This window comes from Paenibacillus phytorum (genome assembly GCF_013141715.1).
Lineage (GTDB): Bacteria > Bacillota > Bacilli > Paenibacillales > NBRC-103111 > Paenibacillus_E > Paenibacillus_E phytorum.
The window spans coordinates 56,795-79,876 of the sequence record NZ_WHOA01000249.1; the positions used below are offsets into that span (position 1 = coordinate 56,795).

General features: G+C 46.4%; 21 protein-coding genes. 14 read left to right on the forward strand and 7 right to left on the reverse strand.

Annotated elements, in window-relative coordinates; genetic code table 11:
• Window positions 1-130: 130 nt before the first annotated feature.
• Entirely contained in the window at window positions 131-637 is a 507-nt protein-coding gene (locus tag GC098_RS37915; protein ID WP_171649494.1) for a hypothetical protein, read from the forward strand.
• The gene (locus GC098_RS37920; RefSeq protein WP_171649495.1) at window positions 634-1,884 is read left to right on the forward strand and encodes a M48 family metallopeptidase; all 1,251 of its coding nucleotides are present in this window, start codon (window positions 634-636) and stop codon (window positions 1,882-1,884) included. The genes GC098_RS37915 and GC098_RS37920 overlap by 4 nt, the downstream gene beginning before the upstream one ends.
• A 334-nt stretch (window positions 1,885-2,218) precedes the next feature.
• Here GC098_RS37920 and GC098_RS37925 read toward each other — a convergent pair whose 3' ends face one another.
• The 4 genes from GC098_RS37925 to GC098_RS37940 all read right to left on the reverse strand — a co-directional run bounded on the left by GC098_RS37925 (window position 2,219) and on the right by GC098_RS37940 (window position 7,106).
• On the reverse strand, window positions 2,219-3,367 hold the full coding sequence (locus tag GC098_RS37925) for a virulence factor (RefSeq protein ID WP_171649496.1): 1,149 nt from the start codon (window positions 3,365-3,367) through the stop codon (window positions 2,219-2,221).
• A 91-nt stretch (window positions 3,368-3,458) separates the two neighbouring features.
• Complete coding sequence (locus GC098_RS37930) at window positions 3,459-4,046, reverse strand: guanylate kinase (protein ID WP_057304207.1); 588 nt, start codon at window positions 4,044-4,046, stop codon at window positions 3,459-3,461.
• A 157-nt stretch (window positions 4,047-4,203) separates the two neighbouring features.
• Entirely contained in the window at window positions 4,204-6,264 is a 2,061-nt protein-coding gene (locus tag GC098_RS37935; RefSeq protein ID WP_312880608.1) for a DEAD/DEAH box helicase, read from the reverse strand.
• 149 nt (window positions 6,265-6,413) lie between these two features.
• Window positions 6,414-7,106 carry a YhcN/YlaJ family sporulation lipoprotein gene (locus GC098_RS37940; protein ID WP_171649497.1) on the reverse strand — a complete coding sequence of 231 codons (693 nt, stop codon included), beginning with the start codon at window positions 7,104-7,106 and terminating at the stop codon, window positions 6,414-6,416.
• Between the two features lie 278 nt (window positions 7,107-7,384).
• Between GC098_RS37940 and coxB the strand changes: the two genes are divergently transcribed.
• The 8 genes from coxB (at window position 7,385) to GC098_RS37980 (ending at window position 14,944) form a co-directional block, all read left to right on the forward strand.
• Complete coding sequence (gene coxB / locus GC098_RS37945; RefSeq protein ID WP_171649498.1) at window positions 7,385-8,401, forward strand: cytochrome c oxidase subunit II; 1,017 nt, start codon at window positions 7,385-7,387, stop codon at window positions 8,399-8,401.
• Window positions 8,402-8,428: 27 nt separating this feature from the next.
• On the forward strand, window positions 8,429-10,300 hold the full coding sequence (gene ctaD / locus GC098_RS37950) for a cytochrome c oxidase subunit I (RefSeq protein WP_171649499.1): 1,872 nt from the start codon (window positions 8,429-8,431) through the stop codon (window positions 10,298-10,300).
• On the forward strand, window positions 10,297-10,911 hold the full coding sequence (locus tag GC098_RS37955; protein WP_171649500.1) for a cytochrome (ubi)quinol oxidase subunit III: 615 nt from the start codon (window positions 10,297-10,299) through the stop codon (window positions 10,909-10,911). Before ctaD ends, GC098_RS37955 begins: the two co-directional genes overlap by 4 nt.
• A 1-nt stretch (window position 10,912) precedes the next feature.
• Window positions 10,913-11,230 carry a cytochrome C oxidase subunit IV family protein gene (locus GC098_RS37960; protein ID WP_171649501.1) on the forward strand — a complete coding sequence of 106 codons (318 nt, stop codon included), beginning with the start codon at window positions 10,913-10,915 and terminating at the stop codon, window positions 11,228-11,230.
• Window positions 11,231-11,305: 75 nt separating this feature from the next.
• Window positions 11,306-12,163, forward strand: coding sequence for a cytochrome c oxidase assembly protein (locus tag GC098_RS37965; RefSeq protein WP_171649502.1), 858 nt, complete (start codon window positions 11,306-11,308; stop codon window positions 12,161-12,163).
• A 9-nt stretch (window positions 12,164-12,172) separates the two neighbouring features.
• Entirely contained in the window at window positions 12,173-12,634 is a 462-nt protein-coding gene (locus GC098_RS37970) for a DUF420 domain-containing protein (protein ID WP_171649503.1), read from the forward strand.
• A 125-nt stretch (window positions 12,635-12,759) separates the two neighbouring features.
• A complete protein-coding gene (locus GC098_RS37975) occupies window positions 12,760-13,665 on the forward strand; it encodes an ABC transporter ATP-binding protein (protein WP_171649504.1) in 906 nt (301 codons plus the stop codon).
• Window positions 13,658-14,944, forward strand: a complete 1,287-nt coding sequence (locus GC098_RS37980; protein ID WP_171649505.1) for an ABC transporter permease — start codon at window positions 13,658-13,660, stop codon at window positions 14,942-14,944. The genes GC098_RS37975 and GC098_RS37980 overlap by 8 nt, the downstream gene beginning before the upstream one ends.
• Window positions 14,945-15,031: 87 nt before the next feature.
• Here the strand turns inward: GC098_RS37980 and GC098_RS37985 are convergent, their stop codons facing one another.
• Together GC098_RS37985 and GC098_RS37990 are read right to left on the reverse strand one after the other, a co-directional pair.
• Window positions 15,032-16,519 (reverse strand): PAS domain-containing sensor histidine kinase, encoded by a 1,488-nt coding sequence (locus GC098_RS37985; RefSeq protein ID WP_171649506.1) that lies wholly within the window; start codon window positions 16,517-16,519, stop codon window positions 15,032-15,034.
• A 3-nt stretch (window positions 16,520-16,522) separates the two neighbouring features.
• Window positions 16,523-17,608 carry a PAS domain-containing protein gene (locus GC098_RS37990; protein ID WP_171649507.1) on the reverse strand — a complete coding sequence of 362 codons (1,086 nt, stop codon included), beginning with the start codon at window positions 17,606-17,608 and terminating at the stop codon, window positions 16,523-16,525.
• A 152-nt stretch (window positions 17,609-17,760) separates the two neighbouring features.
• Here GC098_RS37990 and GC098_RS37995 point away from each other — a divergent pair, with 152 nt between their 5' ends.
• The gene (locus GC098_RS37995) at window positions 17,761-18,102 is read left to right on the forward strand and encodes a discoidin domain-containing protein (RefSeq protein WP_446686368.1); all 342 of its coding nucleotides are present in this window, start codon (window positions 17,761-17,763) and stop codon (window positions 18,100-18,102) included.
• 70 nt (window positions 18,103-18,172) lie between these two features.
• Here the strand turns inward: GC098_RS37995 and GC098_RS38000 are convergent, their stop codons facing one another.
• Window positions 18,173-18,949, reverse strand: a complete 777-nt coding sequence (locus GC098_RS38000) for an AraC family transcriptional regulator (protein WP_171649508.1) — start codon at window positions 18,947-18,949, stop codon at window positions 18,173-18,175.
• A gap of 124 nt (window positions 18,950-19,073) precedes the next feature.
• Between GC098_RS38000 and GC098_RS38005 the strand changes: the two genes are divergently transcribed.
• The 3 genes from GC098_RS38005 (at window position 19,074) to GC098_RS38015 (ending at window position 22,952) form a co-directional block, all read left to right on the forward strand.
• The gene (locus GC098_RS38005) at window positions 19,074-20,132 is read left to right on the forward strand and encodes an amidohydrolase family protein (protein ID WP_171649509.1); all 1,059 of its coding nucleotides are present in this window, start codon (window positions 19,074-19,076) and stop codon (window positions 20,130-20,132) included.
• Window positions 20,133-20,148: 16 nt separating this feature from the next.
• Window positions 20,149-20,499: a Rieske (2Fe-2S) protein gene (locus tag GC098_RS38010; protein ID WP_057302467.1), complete on the forward strand. Its 351-nt coding sequence runs from the start codon at window positions 20,149-20,151 to the stop codon at window positions 20,497-20,499.
• Window positions 20,500-20,642: 143 nt separating this feature from the next.
• Complete coding sequence (locus tag GC098_RS38015) at window positions 20,643-22,952, forward strand: helix-turn-helix domain-containing protein (RefSeq protein ID WP_171649510.1); 2,310 nt, start codon at window positions 20,643-20,645, stop codon at window positions 22,950-22,952.
• The last annotated feature ends 130 nt before the right edge of the window (window positions 22,953-23,082 follow it).

Sequence of the window (23,082 nt, forward strand, 5' to 3'; positions counted from 1 at the left end):
AGTTTAGGAGAACGGATTATTGCGAGGGGCGTAGGTTTTTTAGAGCGATCATAAGAACTTGTGAGGTATATGCACATAGAATAGGGTAAAATGGAGCAAAGACTCGTTTAACGGATATAAAGGGAGACTTATGAATAAACACGAGGATCAGAAAAAGGCGATGGAACAAGCCGCTATTGATATCTTTCTGGAGTTATACAATGTGAATAACGAGGTTCCCCTTCGTATAATTCAACAGCAAGAGAAGCCGGACGCACTGCTTGAGGATGCCAGGAATAATCGAATTGGGTTAGAAGTCACCCATCTGTTCTATGATACCGAGGAAGCACGGCTTATGCTATCGCGTTCCGAGCTGACTAAGCCTAGTGTCGAAGGCATAGATACGTTTATTCAGGTCATTAATGACCGCATTCAAAGTAAGGAACATAAATTTAAAGATTACTCACATGATTATCCCTGCATGCTGCTTATTCGTAATTTATCCCTTTTGTTTGGGATGTCCGATATACTTGGCCGGAAGCGTAATCTGGTACTACCGCATGGACATTTCACCCAGGTGTGGCTCCTGGCTAGAGATTTCACACCAGACTGGTTATTGATTAACTTGAACGATGTTGGTCGTGGAGGTATGAAATGAAGCGTTTCTACATGGGACTTGTCGTAGCTTTTGGAGTATATGCGTTAACCTTGATCGTTTACTTCTTAAAAGGGGACTTGTTCCACATCCCATATGCACTAATTGGAACCATTGCAGACCCGCATACGTTCATGACCACACAAGAAATTACAAAGGCCGAGTCCTTGTCACGCATACGGTCGCTAGCTTATTTCCTGAGCACTCCACTACAGTTGGGTGTTCTGCTGGCCCTGCTCGGAGTTGCAGTAAGGTTTCGTCGTGTGGCAGAAAAGTTGTTCCGAGCCTCCTTCCTGCAGATGGTTGCTTTTGTGCTTTTATTTACCTTACTTATGGACGTGCTCTTGCTGCCGATTGATTATTTCCTGTTCAAAATCGATCAAGCTTATGGGTTATCGACGGAAACACTAGCTTTGTTCTGGAGTGATCATGGCAAAGATTTTCTGATTAATGTCTTGGGTACGACAGTTATCGTCTGGATTTTTAGAGGAGTGCTAAAATGGAGTCCTAACCGGTGGTGGCTCTGGTTCTGGCTGGTATCTATTCCGCTTATTTTGTTCGTCACTTTCATCCAGCCCGTTGTACTGGATCCGCTGTATCACGATTTTCAACCGCTTCAAAATCAAGAGCTAAAGGCACAAATACTCCAGCTTGCTGCGCAATCACACATCCCTGCGGATCAAGTATATGAAGTCAATATGTCTGAGCGGACTCATACAATTAATGCCTATGTGAATGGCATTGGAGGGAACGCGCGCATCGTTCTTTGGGATACGATACTGAAGAAGCTGCAGCCTGATGAGATTTTGACCGTGATGGCTCATGAAATGGGACATTACGCCGAACGGCATATCTATCTAGGGATTGCCTATGGGATCCTACTTAGTTTCATCGGTTTCTGGCTTGCCTTTCATGCTTATCGTTTGTTTATTCGGCGTTGGGGTTCAATTTGGGGAATACGAGGGGAAAACGATTTGGCTGCTCTGCCGATCCTGCTGCTTATAGTGACGATCATGAGTTTTGCCTCGGCGCCAGCGCAAAATGCGTTCTCGAGAGTCATCGAACATCGAGCTGATGCCTATGCTATGAAAATGACCGGAGACGGCAGCGCCGCGATCCGCGCCTTTCAACACATTGCCAAAGAAAATCTCAGCCCCGTCACACAACCTAAGCTGGTTCAGTGGTTCCGCGGCTCGCATCCAACGATTTTGGAGCGGATTTTGTATTTCGAGCAGTTTGATAAGCGTTAGGGGAAGATTATGAAGATCGAGATGAGTAGAAGAGTAGAAAGAGTTAGAAGAGAAGAAGGGGTAGAAAGTGAAGGAAGAGTAGAAAGAATAAAAGGAAAGGCGCAATTATAAAGTAGGCAGGAGAAAAAAGCACGGAAGCTATCCAGAAATTCTGGATGTCTTCCGTGCATTTTTTAAAAATAAGAAAGGGGTAGGGCGACGAAGCTGACCATATTTTGAAAAGAAAGTTGTACAAATTACAACTTTACACGTTGAGAAACCTTTTGGGCGTAGATTGCTTTGCATCAACCTTACAAGCCCGCTCACCCAAAGAAGGTGTAACTTCCACCAAACACTATTCGTTTCTACGCGTCATTTGCTGCCAGACAGAGCCTTCGGCGGCATGCCCGCCTTCGATGCGCTCGAGTGCGATTTTCACCTGCATGCGCACCTCGAATTCGGGGTCATCTACTGCCTGGTGCAGGTCGCTTAGCACAGTGTTGTCTCCTACTTCGTACAAGAAGCGCGCCGCGCGCCAGCGGACTAGCTTGTTGCGGTCTTTGAGCGCCTTCGCCATGGCCGGCATGGCGGCAGGGTCACCGATGTCGGACAGCGTATCGCCTGCGGTCCGCCGAACGGAAGGTGTATCGTCCTCGAGGGCACGATACAAGAAGGGCAGTACCTCGGGTTCCTTGATATCCCCGAGGTATACGGTTGCTAGTCGCCGAATCGACGTGTTCTCGTCCTGCAGGGCATGGACGAGAAGCGGCAGCGTCGTAAGCGACGGCTGGATCTTCTGAAGCGCGGCGTAGCGCAGCTTCCAATCGCTATGGCGCAGCTGCGCAAGGGCTGCGCTAGCATCTTCAACCCCCGCGGATTCCTCCGCAGGGGATGATTCTGAGGTCTCCTGCATCGCGAGGGAGGCCAAGCTTTCGACGCGGGCGTCGTCATAAGAAGCGTCCAGCTCCTGGACGACTTCGCCCGCGATGTCCCCGAGCTCGCCGTAGCGTACGCCGAGCTCCTCGAGCTTCCGCTCCTTAATCAGGTTCGGCGATGCCGTACCTGCGCGAACTGCCGCCTCAGTGAAACGCTGCGGCATTCCTACGCGCACTTCCTCTGCGCCAGCGCGTACCCTCACCTGGAGCGGGATACCGCGAAACATCTGCACGAGGACTTGTGCCTCACCGAATGCAGCTTCAGCCGTAGGCTGCTGTTCCGGAGGCAGGCCTCCGGCGGCAGATGGCTGCGCTTCGCCAAAAATCTCACGGGCTCTGGCCAGAATGAACTGCCAGTCCCCCTTAGAGGTACGGTCTACGGCAATGAAATCCGCAGCGTGGAACACACTAATCACGCCTTGGACAGCCAACAATTGCCCAATGTTTTCAGGTGCTTGCTTGCTGTTTTCTTTTGTATAGGTTTTTCGCACACCAGTGGGAAGTGACTCATCCATATTGAGCTTCATCGAATTCGGGCTAGGTGTCGGTTCAATAGATATAATTTTCAAGTGGACAACTCCTTTTAAAAGGCATTGCAGCCGCATGTGAAAAGACCCGGACGAAGTTCCGTCCAGGCCTGTTGTAGGCATTTACTGCCGTTTAATCTAAATCAACTAGATTGCGATTTAAGTACTGATCCAACGTTTTCGTTAAATCAAACACCGTATGCGCTAAATCCACATTTTCAAAGACATGATCACATTGGTCACGGAAAGCTAATTCATCTTCGTAATAAGAGAGATACTTCGAAATGACTTCTTCAGAGTCTCCACTTTCTTTCATCCGTTGTTCAAGTTTATCCCGCCCGGCATGAATGAAGATAAGGACTACGTGATCTCCGTAAATCTTTTTGAGGGTTTCGGCGCCAAAACGGTTCAAGATTAAATAAATGCTGCCGCTAAGCTCGAACATGTGTTCAATATCTGCACTTTTGATGCCATACAAATGGTCATTAACTGTACTAACCTCAATGAATTCACCGGCAGCTTGGGCTTTAACAAACTCAGCCGGAGAGATAAAGTGATAATCTTGACCATCTTCTTCGGTAGCCTTCGGAGGTCTGGTGGTGTAAGAGATGACCTGCTTCATGCCGAGCGTAGAGCCTGACATTTCCGCGACCGTCTTACGACCAGCACCGTGAGGACCGGTGAATACAAAAATCATTTCCTTGTCCTTTAATGCGTACATGGAACATACCTCCTTAATGGGAATTGTGGGGGGTAAATCCTACGTGCGTGCAACGGTATGAAACGATTTTTGATGAGTAGGATCTCTTGCAACCGTATTTATATTTTACAACGTTCGGGTTATTCGGTAAAGCCTTGCGTAGAAAGCGCTTTTTTGCTTAGCGCTTTCCGCCACGGCCGCCACCGCGTGGTGCACTGCCGCGGGATCCGCCTGATTGTCCGCCGCGTGCTCCGAAGCTATCACCGCGAGGTGCGCTACCGCGAGCTCCACGCTCGGCACTGTCGCCACGTCCGCGTGCCTGGCCGCTGCGTTCGCCGCCAGCTTGCCCGCCGCGAGGCGCACTCGGTCTGTCGCCACGTGGCGCTCCGCCGCGAGCTCCAAAGCCTTCGCCACGCGGTGCTCCACCACGAGCCCCGAAGCCCTCACCGCGTGGTGCAGCAGCACCGCGAGCTCCGCGCTCCGCACTGTCGCCACGGCCTTTACCGCCGCGAATCGTACGTGACGCACTTGCAGCGTCGTCACGCCCCGTGCCGGCATACTTGTTATATGGCGAGTAAGACTTGTCGCCATGAGGGGCAGAACGTTTGCGCTCTGTACCTTCACCGCGACCTGCTGTACGAGGCGCGCGTTCGGCTTCGTCTCCGCCACTCCAAGAACGGGTGACGCGTGCTTTAGCCGCATTCATGTTGTCACCGCGACCTGGTCCAGCATTCGTTGCTGCTGGGCGGTCTTTATTCTCAGCGCGTCCCCATGTATTCGGATTGCGTTCCGAATTAACCTTCGCAGGACGTGGTCCAGTACGTGCACTTCCAGGTGCAGCAGTACGCGAACCGAATTTATCGCCTCTAGAGGACGAACTATTCGTTCCATACTGAACGTTGTCTCGACCACCACGGCTAGCTTCGCGAGCGCCGGATCTTCCACTGCGTCCAACGCGCTGTTCAGCTGCGCCGTTTCTTTCATTACGGCCCCCGCGTGATTGACCGCCGCTGCTTCTGCGTGCGGAACCTCTGCCATCTGTGTCTACATATTCTTCAGAGTTGGAACGTACACGTCTTTGCTGTTGTTCCGGACTTCTCAAAGACATCCGAATCCCTTTTTCGATCAATTCAATGGTAGGCATATCTCGCTGCGTAGCAAAAGTCACAGCTACACCAGATTCCCCAGCACGGCCAGTTCGGCCAATACGGTGAATATAGCTCTCTGCATCTTGCGGGACATCGTAATTGAAAATATGAGTGACGCCTTCAACATCTAAGCCACGAGCTGCGATATCCGTTGCAACCAAAAGTTCGATTCGCCCGTCTCTGAAACGCTTCATGACTTGTTCGCGCTTCGCTTGAGACAAATCACCGTGAAGCTCATCGGACATTAAGCCGATTTCCTGCAAAACCTCATTGAGCGCTATAGCCTTAGCTTTCGTACGACAGAAAATCATCGCTAGATATGGCTTATATTCTTTAATAGCTGCTATCAAAGCATCTTGTTTGTCTCGATCTGTCGTTGGAACCAGTACTTGTTTAATTTCAGTCAAAGTCACTTGTTTACTTTGAATTTTAATTTCCTTAGCTTCTTTCATATAAGCTTTGGATAGGTTTACGACCTGCTCAGGCATCGTAGCCGAGAAGAGAAGGGTTTGGCGGTAAGGAGATGTTTGTGCAATGATGTCCTTCACTTCATGAAGGAAGCCCATGTGCAGCATTTGATCGGCCTCATCTAATACGAGTATTTTCAATTTATAGAAATTGATAGAACCGCGACGAAGATGATCAAGCAATCTTCCCGGTGTTCCTACTACTATATGTATGTTCCCTTGCAGCTTTCTAAGCTGTTTTTCTACATCTTGCCCACCATATGCGGCCAAAACTTTTGCGCCTGTGACGGGAACAAGGCTTTTGAGCTCGTTGCTGATTTGAATCGCAAGTTCACGTGTGGGTGTCAGAATTAGTGCTTGTACTTCAGAGCTCTCTACATCAATTGTTTCTAATATAGGAAGTACAAAGGCAAGGGTTTTACCCGTACCTGTTTGTGCTTGAGCGATAACATCCGTACCTTTTAATAAAACAGGAATCGCTTCCCGTTGGATAGGAGTCGGTTCTACGACGCCTCCAGCTTGCAAAACTTGAACAAGACGATCTCTAATTCCTAATGAGGCAAATCCATTTGACATGGGTAATTGGCCAGCTCCCTTTTCCTTCGTATAGGGTTCTTTGGTCAAAGACCAAAGTCTCTCCTTATTAAAGACGATTCCCTCATTGTACAGGAATGCCCGACAAATGAAAACAGGAGCCGGCTTTCAGTGGCAAAATAGATACTATATATAGAAGATATTTAATAGGAAAACACCTTTTAAAAGAATAACTTCTGCTATTTGGTGACTTGAGGCAAAGATTGAGCTGTTCCGAAGACTTTTGTGACGGTTTGATTAAAGTCCGGTAATAGCGGCATGAGTGAATTACCTTTCCAGCTTTCCAGCACATAACTATTCATTTTATTAAGGAAATCACGGTTTGCAGAGATGTAGACATCCATGACATCAGGCTGCAGCAGCCGAATTTTTTCTGCCATGGCTTGCTTGAACCGGTGAGAAAGCAGGTCGTGATGAATAGCTGTTTCATAATTGTTAAAGCCATTATTCAGTTCATTAGGTGGTAAATAATCGTTGAAAGGAACATGATCGTTGTAAAATCCCTTCGCCGTTCCTTGATTATTCGTTTCCTTTGTTGTTCCTTTGGTACCGACTGCACTGCTGTCAATCATTAAAGCAACGTAAGCATTTTGATCTGTCGTCATAACGAGGGCTGTGTTTACCCCGTTCATGGCATTTAGTTGATTAGACAGGAATTGGCTGTACTCAAGTTTGTTATTGTTGTGTGTAACTGGACCATGAAGCTGTTGAGTTTGATATGCTCTTTCAGCTTCCTCTGTTTTTTCGACAGGGGCGCCAAAATTCGTGTGGTCGGGACTTTTTCCATATTCTCTTCCTTCCTCTGCACAACCACTAATTGTGAGCAAGAGGAATATCATTCCACAAATCGGAAAACCTAACTTCCTGAACATCAAAAGAGACCTCCCATATACATTGTAATGGTTATAGGATGGGATGTTTCTGCGCTTTTATTCGTGTTCACAAATAAAGGCTTTTATGCATAAAGAGGCGGGTGTATGGAAATAACCATGGTGGGAAAATATATCGCTACAGAGCGGTTTAAGAACAATTTGTGAACTTCCCTCCAGCGATTGACAAAAACTTTTCACGAATTTATAGTTAATAAAGTGAATTGACATGGGCATGGCCTTCGTGGTAAAAATATTGTTTTAAAAGTGGGGTTGATACAATGAGTCGATTGAAAAAGTTATGGCGTCTGGTGCCCCTTTTAGCGGCAATGACGTTCTTGCTAACCGGGTGTGGAGACCCAACCTTGTCTGCTTTAGTGCCTAAAGGTCCTGTGGCATCCGAGCAGCTTTATTTAATGAAATTAAGTCTCTTTATCATGGTTTTTGTCGTAATTGTCGTATTTGCAATTTATGTGTATGTGTTAATTCGCTTTCGTAAGCGTGAAGGTGACAATAGCGTACCTAAGCAAGTTGAAGGTAGCCACGTGCTTGAGATTATCTGGACCGTTGTTCCGATTCTCCTTCTGTTAGTACTTGCGGTGCCAACAGTGACCTACACATTTAAGCATTCAACGAATTACAATAAGGACAAAGCTGCGGTTCATGTCAAAGTAACTGCACATCAATTCTGGTGGCAGTTTGAATATCCCGATTTAGGCATCGCTACAGCTCAAGAGCTTGTCGTACCTAAGGATAAAATTATTGCATTCGATCTTGTTTCAGCTGACGTGTCTCATGCCTTCTGGGTACCATCCCTAGGTGGTAAAGTGGATACAAATCCAGGTATCCATAATACGCTTTATCTTCAAGCTGACGAAATCGCAACCTTCCAAGGAAGATGCACAGAGCTTTGCGGAGCCTCGCATGCCTTGATGAACTTTACCGTTCAAGCGAAGTCCGAAGCCGATTTCAACGCTTGGGTCGCGAAAATGAAAGCTCCTGCTACTGTGCCGGCAACTGCACAAAAAGGTGAAGCGCTTTTCAAAGAAAATTGTATGTCTTGTCACGCTGTTAATGCGAACGGTCCAGGTGTTGCTCCTAACCTTAAAGGTTTCGCGGATCGCGGTACACTTGCAGGCATACTGGAAAACACACCTGAGAAATTGGCATTGTGGATACATAATCCGCAAGACCAAAAACCGGGCAACAAAATGCCGGCTTTTGGTAAAGAAGCAGGCGGCAAGCTTGATGACGCTCAAATTAAAGATATTGTTCAGTACTTACAGACTTTGAAATAAACTTCTCAGGTAAAGGAGGTTAATACGTTGGCTCACTCTCATCCAGTAAAAAAATACAGCGGTTTGATGGATTGGCTCACTACAGTCGATCACAAGAAAATCGGTATCCTGTACTTAATAGCGGGCGGCTTCTTCTTCCTCGTAGGAGGACTTGAAGCCATCTTGATCCGGATTCAACTTGCTTATCCCGATCAACACATTTTTATCGGTGATTCATTTAACCAATTAACGACGATGCACGGAACAACGATGATTTTCTTTGCGGCTATGCCGGTTATCTTCGCATTCATGAATGCCATCGTTCCTCTACAAATTGGTGCAAGGGACGTTGCGTTCCCTTTCGTTAACTCACTTGGTCTCTGGTTGTTCATCGCAGGTGGCGTACTGATGAACACTAGTTGGTTCCTAGGCGGGGCACCTGATGGCGGTTGGACGGGGTATGCACCACTGTCCTCGATAACAGACAGTGCTTTGGGACAAACAATAGAAAACAACCTGCAAGGTATGGACTTCTATGTAATTGGATTACAAATTGCCGGTATTGGTACACTAATCGGGGGGATTAACTTCCTCGTTACCATTATCAACATGCGTGCACCAGGTCTTACGTATATGCGTATGCCAATGTTCACATGGTCTGCTTTCATTACTTCCGGTTTGATCGTGCTTGCCTTCCCGGCATTTACGGTTGCCCTTGTTGAACTTATGTTTGACCGTGTCTTCGGCGGTGCATTCTTCGATGCAGCCAGAGGCGGTAACAACGTACTATGGGAGCATTTATTCTGGATTTTCGGGCATCCCGAAGTTTACATCTTGATTCTTCCTGCTTTCGGTATCATTTCTGAGATCGTTTCAACTTTCTCGAAGAAACGTCTTTTCGGATACAGCTCCATGGTATTTGCAACAGTTTTGATTGGTTTCCTAGGCTTCATGGTTTGGGTTCACCATATGTTTACAGCTGGTTTAGGTCCAGTGGCCAATTCCATCTTCGCGATTGCTACTATGGCTATTGCAGTTCCAACTGGCGTGAAAATCTTTAACTGGTTATTCACACTTTGGGGCGGGCAAATTCGCTTCACAACAGCGAATATATTCGCAACAGCTTTTATCCCAACATTCGTAATGGGTGGAACAACGGGGGTTATGCTTGCGATTCCAGCAGCAGACTTCCAGTATCATGATACGTATTTCGTTGTCGCACACTTTCACTACGTTATCGTTGGTGGTCTAGTGCTTGGTTTGTTCGCGGGTCTTTACTACTGGTGGCCAAAAATGTTTGGACGTATGTTAAACGAAGGAATGGGTAAACTGCATTTCTGGTTGTTCTTCATTGGCTTCCATTTAACATTCTTCCCTCAGCATTTCTTGGGACTTATGGGAATGCCGCGTCGTGTCTTTACGTACCAACCCGGACATGATCTCGAAGTAGGTAACTTGGTTTCAACCGTAGGGGCATTCTTGATGGGTATCGGTACATTAGTATTCATAATCAACATTATTACAACTGCAAGAAAACCAATTACGGCTCCCGCAGATCCTTGGGACGGTCGTACATTGGAGTGGGCGATTCCTTCTCCTGCACCTGAATATAACTTCAAACAAACGCCGCTTGTTCGCGGATTAGATGCACTTTGGAAAGAAAAAATGGCTGGTAATAAAGAGATGACTCCGGCAGAACCTGTAGGTTCGATTCATATGCCTTCAGCATCCATTTTACCGCTTGTTATGTCCGTTGGTTTGTTCATTGCAGGATTTGGTTTTATGTACAAAAACCATTATTTAGCTGCCGCGGGTATGATTGTTACATTTATTGCAATGTTCTTGCGTTCCGTATATGACGATCATGGTTGGCATATTGAAAAGGAAGAGCTTGAAGATGACAAGGGGGTAAAGGCATGAGTACTCATCATACGGGCGCACTGCCTGCTAATCCGGAAACGGCTACCCTCGAAGGGAAAAATAAAGTTCTCGGATTTTGGTTGTTCCTCGGTGCCGAGGTTGTGTTGTTCGGTTGTTTATTCGCAACCTACATCGCGCTTCGGAACTCTGTTCCAGACGGTCCTACAGCGGATGAACTTTTCAAGCTCAAAACAGTAGGCTGGTCTACGTTCATCCTCTTAACAAGTAGCTTAACGAGTGTATTCGCGATCATGGCGATGCACAAACAAAAGCTTGGACAATTGTTGTTTTGGCTTGCAATTACTGTATTGTTTGGTCTTTCGTTCTTGGGAATGGAGATTTACGAGTTCGTTGAATATGTGCACGAAGGTCACAAGTTCACAACAAGTGCTTTCTCAACCTCATTTTATACCTTAGTCGGGTTCCATGGAGCTCACGTAGCGTTCGGTGTTTGCTGGATTACACTGTTGATTTTGCAAGGACTCAAAAAAGGTCTTACGGTTGTTACAGCGCCTAAGTTTTATGTAGCAGCCTTGTATTGGCACTTTATTGACTTAGTCTGGGTATTTATCTTCACAGTCGTTTATCTGATGGGGAAGGTGGGTCACTAAGATGAGCAGCAATTCTCATGATACACACGCACCTAGCAAACGAGTTAAGCATGAATCACCATTGAACCACTACTTGTCATACATTATCTCGATTCTTCTCACGATGTTGGCATTCGCAGTCGTTCTTTACGGAGACTTAGATCGTTCCTTTATTTTAATCTTCATCGTAACTTTGGCGCTTGTGCAAGCTGTCGTCCAGCTTCTGTTCTGGATGCATGCCAAAGAAAGAGGACACTTATTCCCGCTCATTTTCCTCGGGGCAGGAGCGTTTGTAGCTCTAACAGGAGTTATTACAGCGGTATATTGGATGTGGTGGTAAGAAAGCAGGAAGAGGCAACTTTGTCTAGACAAAGTGCCTCCTCTTTTTTTAGTTGAAAGGAGATAGAAATTAGCTATGAGCCAAATTGGTGGATTTTTCGATTTGTGGAATCCTGTTATTCTGTTGGTGGTCGTCGTTGTCGGATATGTCTATAGTCGATTTGTCGCTAAGGGGAATGGGAATTTCGCAGATGCCGAGCCAGTTACGGGTAAGCAGAAGCTATATTTCTATACGGGGCTTGCCCTATTCTACATTGGACAAGGGAGTCCGATTAACTACATCGGTCATCATTACTTGTTTAGTGTGCATATGCTGCAGCAAACAATTCTTTATTTAATTGTTCCTATATTTATATGGCTAGGTACGCCTGCTTGGGTGCTCCGTCTTTTTATGCAAAATCGAGTCTTCCGCGGCATATTTTCATTTTTCACACGTCCGCTGATCGCGCTGTTTTTGTTTAACATGCTCTTCTCCATCTATCACATGCCTTTAATTATGGACGGTTTGATGAAGAATGATGTGTTACTTTTAAGTTATCATACGGTGCTTCTGATTACTGCGTTCATGATGTGGTTCCCTGTATTTTGTCCACTTCCGGAGCTGAATAGCCTGAATGACCTGAAGAAATTGGCCTATATTTTTGGCAATGGTATGTTGTTGACACCTGCCTGCGCGCTTATAATATTTGCTGATTCAATCATTTATGATATGTATTCGAACGTTACTGTGCCTTTCACTCATTTGTCTCCGCTCGATGATCAACAGCTCGGCGGTGTTCTTATGAAAATCATTCAAGAAGTCGTATATGGCACTACACTTGCCTATATTTTCTTCAGATGGTACCGTAGAGAGCGTAAGGAAGATGACGATATGGATCTTCTTGAGACACAAGAGAGCTTGAATAACCAAGGCGGGAATTGGAATCGCGCTTAGAAAGGATTTATGGAGATGCACATTTTACCAACTATTTCTACGATGTTTATCGTTATCAGTGCCATATTTGTTGGTTTCGGCTGGTATCATATTGTAAAAGGGAATCGGGAAACGCATCAAAAGCTGATGGTTCTTGGAGCAATCTTCGCACTAGCGTTTTTCATCATCTACATGTCCCGTACCTTGTTTGAAGGAAACACGGCATTTGGCGGACCGGAGAGTCTGAAGCTGCCGTATCACTTATTCTTGTTCTTCCATATAACGCTGGCAACGGTGGGTGGAGTGCTGGGTCTAATCACATTATGGTTTGCTTACAAAAACAAATTTCTAAAACATAAAAAAATCGGACGAGTCGCCGCGATTGTATGGTTGCTTACCGCGCCTACAGGCGTTATGGTGTATGTTCTGCTGTATTTGATGTATCCAGGTGGAACAACGAAGCCAGTTATTGATGCGATTTTTGGCTTGTAAGGAGAAGCTGAATGTGTGAGTTATGCTCACAACATTCGGCTTTTTTTGTCCCGTTTTTTTCCAAATATTATGGTAAACTAATTCATGTACAAATAAACACGTTATCTAAGGAAGGTGGTTAAAAGGTGACATATCCTTTGATCGTTGATCATGTTACGAAGCAATACGGGGAGAAAACGGCAGTGAATGACATCCAGCTTCGTGTAAAGCAGGGAGAGATATATGGGTTACTTGGGGCTAATGGAGCTGGGAAGACAACGACGATGCGGATGGTATTAGGACTCATTTATCCGGATCATGGAAGCATAAAGTGGAAGGGTCAAGGCTATCGGGAAGAGCTGAGACAGCTGATGGGCTATTTGCCAGAAGAACGAGGTTTGTATCCGAAGGTCAAAGTTAGCGATCAGATCATCTATTTAGCGGAGCTGCGTGGTCTTTCCCGTAAACAAGCTGATGCCAGTCTGAAGATGTGGTTGGAGCGATTTGACGTCCCCGAATACTACAACAAGAAGGTGGAGGAGCTATCCAAGGGAAACCAGCAGAAGATCCAATTCATCGCTGCGGTCATACATAACCCGGAAATACTAATTCTGGATGAAGCCTTTAGTGGACTAGATCCAGTGAATGTAGAGCTGCTGAAAACAACAGTGAAAAGCTTACGCGACGAGGGAAAGACGATTCTCTTTTCCAGTCATCGGATGGATCATGTGGAGGAGCTGTGCGAGCATATTTGCATTCTGCATCGTTCCAATACGCTTGTGCAAGGCAGCTTGAAAGATATCAAAGCAACGTTTCCTAAAGAGAGAATCATACTCGAGACCGAGAATCCGATTGAAGGTTTGGAGAAGCTCCAAGGCATTACTGGGGTAGAAAAGCATCTGACCGGGTATGAGATACGCATTAATGATGCTGCGGCGTCGCAGCATATTCTCAGACATGCTATGGGGCAGTCAAACGTATATCGGTTTCAGTTGATGGAGCCAACGTTAAATGAAATCTTTATTCAGAAGGTGGGGAGCGCACATGAATAGGATCATGACCGTTATTCAATTCACTTTCATGACCCGTTTTCGATCCAAATCGTTTCGTGTGATGAGTGTGATTCTGATTTTGCTATTATCCATTATGATTCATTTACCTGCACTCATTGATAAACTTTCCTCCCATGAAGCGACGAAGATAGGTGTCTTTGGAGGCAAACAAATGGAGCTTGCTGGTAAGCTAACGGCATTTTATAATAATCAACCGAGTCCGGATATTGTCATTATTCCACTTCCGGATGCGGGTAGTGCTGCAGCGAATGAAGCTTTAGGTAAGCAGCAGATCGCTGATAAGAAGATCAAGGGCTATTTGGAATTTACAGATGCCGTTGCAGCCGGTTTTCCGAAAATGGTGTATAAATCCGAAGGCACGATGGAATTTTCGTTAAAAGGCAAGCTTCAGACAGCTCTTCAGCTTATTAAAACTGACGCGGCCTTACAAGGAGCAGGTCTCGCGGCCGAACAAAAGGCTAATATTCAAGCGCCAGTTTCCTTAGAGACTGTGCAAATCTCAACTAATGACAAGGCTGCGTCTGGCAAAACGGAATCGCAAATGGTGATGTCCTACGCGCTCGTATACGTGATGCTGTTCATGCTTTACATGGGTGTTATCGGCTTTGGGAACATGGTCGCGATGGAAATCACAGCAGAGAAGAGCTCGCGCGTGATGGAGCTTCTTATCACCAGTGTATCGCCGCTTAAGCAAATGTTTGGCAAAATCATCGGGATTTGTCTACTCGCTTTATCGCAAATAGCACTGACGATTGTGGTGGGTGCAATCAATTTAAGCTTTTCTGGCAGCAGCAAACTAATTTCGGAGCTGCACCTTAACTGGTCCGATTTACAAATATCACTTATCGTATATTTCTTAATCTTCTACCTGTTAGGGTTCTTCATCTATGCAACGGTTTTTGCGGCTGTAGGTTCACTTGTGAGCCGTACAGAGGAGGTTGGGCAGGCGATCATGCCGGTAACCCTGCTCATCGTGGCAGCTTTCATGATTGCCATGTTTGGACTAAATAACCCGAATGCCGGATTCGTTGTTACGATGTCATTCATACCGTTCTTCTCGCCACTTATTATGTTCCTGCGCATAGGTATGAGTAGTCCGCCTATTTGGCAAATATGGCTCTCCATCGCCATTCAATTGGCATCTATCGGTGCTATGGCTTGGCTTGCTGCTAAGATCTATCGCACAGGCGTGTTGATGTATGGTAAGCGCCCTTCGTGGAGAGAGCTACGTAAGGCGATGCGGGCTTATAAGGTGTAGAGAGATATCGTCTGCAGCCCCCCAGTATGAAACGAGATCAACCAGAATGATCTAGTTGATCTCATCATACGACGCTAATACGACGCTTTAATGCGTAATAGGAAGACTTATCTCTATCGTTGTCCCTTTATTTTCCTCACTGAACACGGCGATTTCCCCATTGTGATTTTCTATAATTCTTTTACTGACCATGAAACCGAGTCCGGTTCCCGTTTCTTTTGTTGTGTAGAAGGGTTCTCCTAATTTAGAAAGAATGTGTTCGGGAATTCCACACCCTTGATCAATAAAGCGAAGCAAGATATGATTTGGATTTTCATTTTTACTTTTTAATTGAATAACGATATTTCCGCCTTTTGGCATAGCTTCGATAGAGTTTTTAATAAAGTTAATACACACTTGTTTCAGTTGATTTTCATCACACAGAATAAGGGGAATCTCCGGATCAAACTCCGTGATGATTTGAACATTGTTGATAATGGCATGCGTATCCAATAGGGTGGTCACTTGAGCTAGGAGCTTCCGAATGTCTTTACGTTCCGTTTGAAAGATTTGAGGCTTTGCAAGAATTAATAGTTCACTTAGAATCATTTCAATTCGTTCGATTTCGGAGGCCATGATGTCTAAATACATTTTTTTCTCGACGATGCCAGATTTCATGAGTTGAACGAATCCTTTAATTGCAGTGATTGGATTGCGAATTTCATGAGCAATTCCTGCCGCTAATTGACCCGCAATGGATAACTTTTCTGACCTAATCATTAGCTCTTCCGCTTGCTTTTTGTCAGTGATATCCCTTAGGATCAGAGCCCAACCATTAATATGTCCATTCTCACCCCGCATAGCGAAGCTCGAAATCATAACCGTAAGAATAACGCCATCTTTTCTTTTTCTAATGGTTTCATGTCCTTCGAAGGCCTCAATCGATTTAATTCTAGCCAAATTATGAATGGCCTCTGGTTTGAGTTCAATTGGAATGTTAGGTAAATCAAGTAGATGGAGTCCAACAATTTGTGACTCCGTCCATCCATACGTTTTTTCAAAGGCATGATTGAATCTTACTACTTTTTCTTCTAAATTAAGGATAAGAATCGGATCCACATTTCGATCAATAAAGGACTCAAGCTGGTCTTTCGCTGCTTTCAGTTCTTGCTCCGCACGTTTTCTTTCACTAATATCTCTTCCCACAGCTAATACTTTAACAATTTGCCTGTCATCATTACGTATGATTTTTGCCGTTGTTTCAAACCAGACATAGTGTCCTTGTTTATGACGAACTCGGCTAGTAAAAGTATCGACATCTGATTTTTGCAGAATATTTTCATCGATAAAGGAAGCGACGTCATCCGGGTGCCAGAAGTCGATTGCGACTTTGCCCACATATTCATCAGGCTCATATCCAAGTGAAGTCTTAATGGCAGGGGAAACATAACGAACTACGCCATCAGGCGTTGCAAACGTAATAATATCCTGCGCATTCTCTGAAATCCAACCTTTTCCACAATTCTTTTCGGTATGTGATATCACTAGCAAGTCCGTAGACACCAATGACTTGCCGATTGACAAGGATCGGGACATTGGTCACATCGAAGGTCGTATGTCTCCCTGTCTTTTTATACCTGACGCCTCGTATCGTTGTGCAAAACCTTTTGTCGCTTGAATGAAATGATGCTCTACCTGTTCATGATCTGTTGGATCTACGACCGAACGAAAGTTTATCGGATTCTCTATCATTTCCTGTTTCGTATAACCCATCAGTTCTTCAAAAGATTGATTAATAGAGGTGTAGTTACCCTCCAAATCCATAGAATAAATTAGATCCGGATGATAGTCGAAAAGGGATTTATAACGCTGCTCGTTGTCCTGCAAGTTACGCTCTTTTTTGATTCGTTCGGTGATATCTCTGGAAACGACGATAATTTCTTTAAGCTCACCTGTTTCTGAATCAAGAAGGGAGCTGCTAGTTGACTCGGTCCATATATAACTCCCATCCTTTTTTCGTATTCGAACAATCCTGTTAGATTGCTTGTCTGTTTGAAGGATAGCTATATGATCCTGAATGGCTATTTGGACATCCTCAGGATGAAGGAATTCATAACCTGCTTTCCCGATCATTTCTTCAGGCGCATACCCAAGAACTTCATAACAAGAAGGAGAAGCGTAGAGATAGGTTCCGTCAGGGTTGTGCATAGTAATGAAATCAAATGCATGCTCCACAACGGATCGATAGCGCTGCTCTCTTTCTAATAAAAGGCGTTTTTTCTCCTGTATTTCATTATAAGCGACCTTTTGGTCGGTGATATTGATAACCTGCGATATGAAAAATTGGGGTTCACCAGCTTTATTTTTTACTAAGGAGACCGTTATTTGTACCCATACAATCTCGCCCTGTTGCTTAATTAGGCGTTTTTCCATTTGGTATGACTCTCTCATACCCTCTATTAATTGGTCCCTATATGCAAGATCAAGGTTTAAGTCATCGGGATGTGTCATTTCTTGAACGGTCTTAAGGAGTAATTCTTCCTCAGACAAGCCTAGGATCGAGCAGACAGTTGAATTTGCTTTGAGTACGCTCCCATTAATTGCTACGAGAACCATACCAATCGGAGCATATTGAAAGGCCTGGAAAAATAAGGTTTGACTCTCAAGCTGGTGCTCAATTAGCATGTGGTAATCCTCCCGTTATAACTCGATGTATGAATCTTCTATAGCGTAGATCTTTTCTCCTTCTCGCTTTTCAAATCAATTACCCAGTTGCTCTTTTTTCGGATTCGATGATACACTTAGACGCGAAATCAGATTGAGCGGGGGAGCGACTCGTGCCCAGAATAGGCACCTTCTATCAGAACCATTTGAAGCGGAAAATGTTTAATAAAATATTGTTTCTCTATACCATTGCACTGATTGTCCTGTTTGTCACCGTGGCTTTCACTGGCGGCGAAGCGGCTGCTTACAATACAAGAGATTATCAAATTCAAGTCAGCAACGATGGCAGCACGTGGACGGATATGGTTTCCGTAACGGGCAACACGATGGGTGAGACGAAGGATGCCATTTCGCTGACCAAAGCGAGATATGTGAAGCTTACCATTGTGAAGGCGACGCAAGGCGGCGATACGGCGGCTCGTATTTACGAATTCGAGGTAAATGGGCTGGAATAGGCACGTAGGGACAGGTTCAGGTCCTTCACCGGTAGCGGTGGAGGACCTGTTTTGTTTTTATGCAGCATGATTACATTTTCCCGAGCTTCAAGGAGTGGGAAGGTGGATGCCCGACGATTTTCTTGTACATGTAGTTGAAATAGGTCTGGTCGCAGTAGCCGAGCGAATCCGATATTTCCCCGATCGTCATATTCGTCGTCAGAAGCAGCTCCCTTGCGGAGGCGACGCGTATCTCATGCATATATTCTACCGGCGTTCGTCCGATTACTTCCTTGAACACATTCGAAACATAATTCGGACTTCGGTCGACATGCTGGGCGAGATCTTGTATCCGCAGAGGTTCCCGATAATGCTGAACGATATATTGCTGAATCCGCAACGCGAGACTTCGACGCGAGGAGGAGAACGCTTCGTTCGTTAATTCACGCTGTACAAGTCCAAGTATCTCCGTCAATATGCCTTCGGATATCATCTCATAGAAAGGCATCTTGCCGATCCACGATTCGTTGAGAACGGAGAAGCGCTGCTTGATGTAGTCAAAACCGATCGGACGGTATTGCAAGATGGGCTCGCTGCTGAATCCAGTAAGCTTATCGAGAGGTAAATCACTAAAGTGAGCAGAGTACATATGGTGAGGCTCGCTCTCATCGGCTTCTGCAGCCCGCCAAGTGCCTTGGGTTAGGAATAGTCCTTCCCCCTTCGATATGCATAATGTCCGGTCACCAATTGCGTAGCGTACTTTTCCTTTTACGACGAGCAGCAGAATATGATGCCGAGTAGGGCCCAGGTCCACATGCCAATTCGATCCGGCCGGTTGTTGGTCGAATATAATATGTTCGATCTTCATCAGAAACGTCTCCCCTCGGTCCTTCGAAAATCGTAGAATCCTTAAAAAAACTGTATGATTACCAATCGTAACCTCTATCAAAAGAAATTACAATAAGGACAGACGAAGGAAAGGGGTTTGATGTATGAACAAGGAAATGAAATGCATTGATGTCGATGTCCATAACGACCTGAAGAGTCCACAAGAATTGCTGCCGTATTTGCCGGAACCGTGGAGATCTAGAGTAGCGAGTTCGGGGCTCGGCTTTCCTGGGCACGGATATTGGTCTCCGGTCGGGGTCGTCCGCAAGGATTGCATTACACCTTCCGGGGGACCGTCCGCCTCCGATCCGGATTATCTCGTTAAGGATCTTGTCGAACAGTTCAACATGGATAAAGTGATCCTAACGGGCAACTTGACGAACTCCTCGACGATCCATGATCCGGATTACGCAGCAGCTCTCGTTTCGGCCTACAACGATCATATTGTTGCCGACTGGCTGCCGAAGCACGAATCATTCCGGGGTTCGATCACCGTCGCTCCGCAGGATCCGTCCCTCGCTGTGAGGGAGATCGATCGGCTGGCCGATCATCCGGCAATGGTACAGGTTCTCATGGGCAGCGCGCAGCGTGCAGGGCTCGGACAGCGCCAGTTCCATCCGATTTACGAAGCAGCCGAGCGGCATGGTCTGCCCATTGCCATTCATCCGGGGGGCGAAGGCGCAGCAGGGATGCCGGCCCCGACGCCAGCGGGTTATCCAACCCGTTATCTGGAGTGGCATACCTGCCTTTCGCAAAATTATATGGCACATCTGACCAGTCTCGTCTGCGAAGGCGTATTCGAGAAATTTCCGAAGCTGAAGTTCGTGATGCTGGAGGGCGGCATCGCGTGGCTTCCACATCTCATGTGGCGGCTGGATAAAAACTACAAGGCATTGCGTTCCTCGGTGCCATGGCTTAAGCGGCTGCCGAGCGAGTATATCCGGGAACACTGCATGTTCTCCACACAGCCGATCGAGGAACCAGATGACCCTAAGCAGCTGATCTCGATCTTCGATATGATCGATGCCGAGAATATATTGATGTTCTCCAGCGACTATCCACATTGGGACAACGATATGCCGACGGAGATTTTGAAGCGGCTTAGCTCCGAAGCGCGGCAAAAAATATTTTACAATAACGCCAAAGCGTTGTATCGCATATAGGAGGGGGGGATGAACAATGGCAATCCATTATGTAGCTGAAGCGGATGATATTCGGGAAGGCCAGAGCAAGATCGTGGATGTCGAGGGCCGGTCTATCGGAATCTACTGCGTAGGAGGCGAATATTACGCGCTGCATAACAGGTGTCCGCATGAAGGCGCTCCGTTGTGCAAAGGTCCGGTTTGCGGAACAACGCTGCCGTCCAAGGTATACGAATACGAATTCGGCCGCAATGGCGAGCTGGTACGTTGTCCTTGGCATGGCTGGGAATTCGAGATCAAGACTGGGAAATCGATCTTTGACGAGAAAGTTCGAACGAGAAGCTATAAGGTTCAGGTCGATAACGGCAAAATCGGGATTGTCATTTAGACACTAATGCCGAATCGACTAGTTTCCTGTATGATGGGGAAACAGCATGTTTTCCGGAACGGGCATTCCTTGCTGTCATAAGGCGGGGAATGTCGTTTCATTTTTAATTGCTATCGCCGATACAGAGAGGGGAAGGTCGACTAATGCCGGTTTTTTTCAAAACGAAATCGTTTCGGATCACTCTCTTCTGGCAGTTTTTCGCGAAATATTTCTTGCTTATCGTGGTACCGGCTATTGTCGCTACCATATTCATCAATGTGTTCGTCGTTCGTTTAATCGAGAACGAAGCTGAAAAATCCAGTTTAGGCATTATGCGCAATTACGCGAGACAGATGGATGCTCATCTCCAATCCTTGCAAGCTAGCATGATTCAATTGCTCGGCTCGCCCAACATGAAAAGCTTGTTGAAGGATATCGGCAAGCAGCCGCCGACCCCCGAACAGATCGAGCTCTTCTATGCGACGATGGAAGAGATGAATACGATCCGGACGGAACCGATCGTATCCGGGGCCTTTCTTTACTTTGCCAATGCCGATCTTGTGATCGATCATCATATTCATACAAGCAAGTCATATTATTTCAGGAATCAGTTTTCACTGGAGCCGCCGGACGCCGAGCGTCTATGGTCGCAATTCACAGGCAAAAAAATGATGCACTTCACCGATCCGTACTACGCTTACATGACGGATTACGGGGCTAGAGCTTCTTTCACGTCCGTCGTCATGGGGTTTCCGTTCAATTCCGATATGCCGGGCGTATTCCTCTCTGTTCAGATTGAGAAGGAAAAGCTGCAGCGCTTGATTCAGACGCAGGAGAGCTGGATCTCCCGCACTGCGATCCTGGATGCGGACCGCAGTGTGGTCAGCCAGTCGGATGAAGAAAAGCTGGATAAAGAACAATGGCTGAAGGTGATTCATTCGGGGTCCGAAGGAGCCTTGGCCAAATATGATCGTAGACAGGCCGCATCCTACGTCCGGTCGGAATTCGATTCATCGTGGTACTACGTCAGCTGGGTCGATCTGCAGAAGCTGATGCAGCCTGCGCGCATGCTTAGAATGTTAAGCATCGCGTTTCTCTGTTTTTTTCTGCTGCTTGGCGTTTTCGTATCCTATTATTTGAGCCGCCGCTTGTACAATCCGATCTCGGAGATCCGGAACAGGCTGCAGTCGCATCCTCCGCATCGTCTATCGGAGCATGCGGTGCCGAACGATAACGATTTCGATATCATCCAACGATTTACTAAGTTGTTGATGAACGAGCATAAAGAGCTGTCTCAATTGGTAAAGGGAATTCTTCCTGTCGTCCAAGAGGATTTTATCTCGCGAATATTGCTCGGGGAATATCGGGATGACTTGTCAATCGCGTATTATTCCAAAGAAATTGCGTTTACCTGTGAGCTTGAGGGAGCGCGCGCCGTGCTTGTGGTCGAGTATCAATATTACGACTCCGTACTTGAGCAGCTGTCGGAAACGTCCAAGTCGTTTCTGCTCGCGGAAGTGAAGGAGATGATCGGCAAGCAGGCGCAGGGCACGATCTGGCTTTGCCAGACCCGGGCGGACATACTGGCCTGTGTCGTTCACTGGGATCACGACCAGCAAGGGGAGTTGGCGGAGGTCGCCGCACAAATCAAATCGGTGCTGGAGCCGTACGCTATCTATTTTAAAGCGACGATCGGATTAGGCAAGATCGTCCGAACGATGGGCGAGCTGAGTGTATCCTATCAATACGGATTAGCGCTGCTGAAGCAAAAAAGCTTGAATGCCCAAGTTGAAATATTCAGTGATGAGGACAGCTGGGACGACCGGGAGCCGTTGGACAGTTTTCTCTCCGCGGAGGAAGTCAATCGGATCGGAAATGTCTATCGAACGGGCGATTACCCTCGTTTGCTTCAGTCTGCGAGAGAGTTTCTCGAAACAAGCAAAAGGAAGCAAGCGAACGCCTCTCAGATGAAAAGTTTGTTCTCCGATGTGCTCAATACATGGATTCGCGCCGTTGAGACCGACAGAAACGACTTGGAGATCTCGACGTATTCCGGATTGTTTGATTCCTTGAACCGAAGTCAGACTTGGGACGAGATGGAGCAGTGTCTCGAACGCATCCACGCCATGCTGTTCCTTTCGCTGCCGTCGATGAGCCGCAGCGACCAGTTCGAAGATGTCGTGAGGTATATCCGCGAACATTATGACGAGGATCTGTCGATCGAGCGGTTTACGGAACAGATGAATATGTCGGTCAGTCATTTCAGCCGCACGTTCAAAGAGGTGGTCGGTGAGAAATATGTGGAATTCATTACGAGTGTCCGCCTGTCGGCAGCCAAACAGCTGCTGCGCGAGACAGACATGAAGATCGAAGAAATTGCGGAGCGGGTAGGTTATTTGGGAAGCAATGCGTTTATTCGCAGCTTTCGTAAGTACGAAGGGGTTACGCCCGGGAAATACCGCAGCATCAAGTAAATGGGCTTTTTTTGCGCGGTGTGCCTTTTTTGTTTAAAGCGCGTGAGAGAGAGGATACCACAGCATCATGTAGAACCGAGAAGTCGGCCAATTGGCCGGCTTCTTTTGCTATTCTCGCATTCTTCGCAAA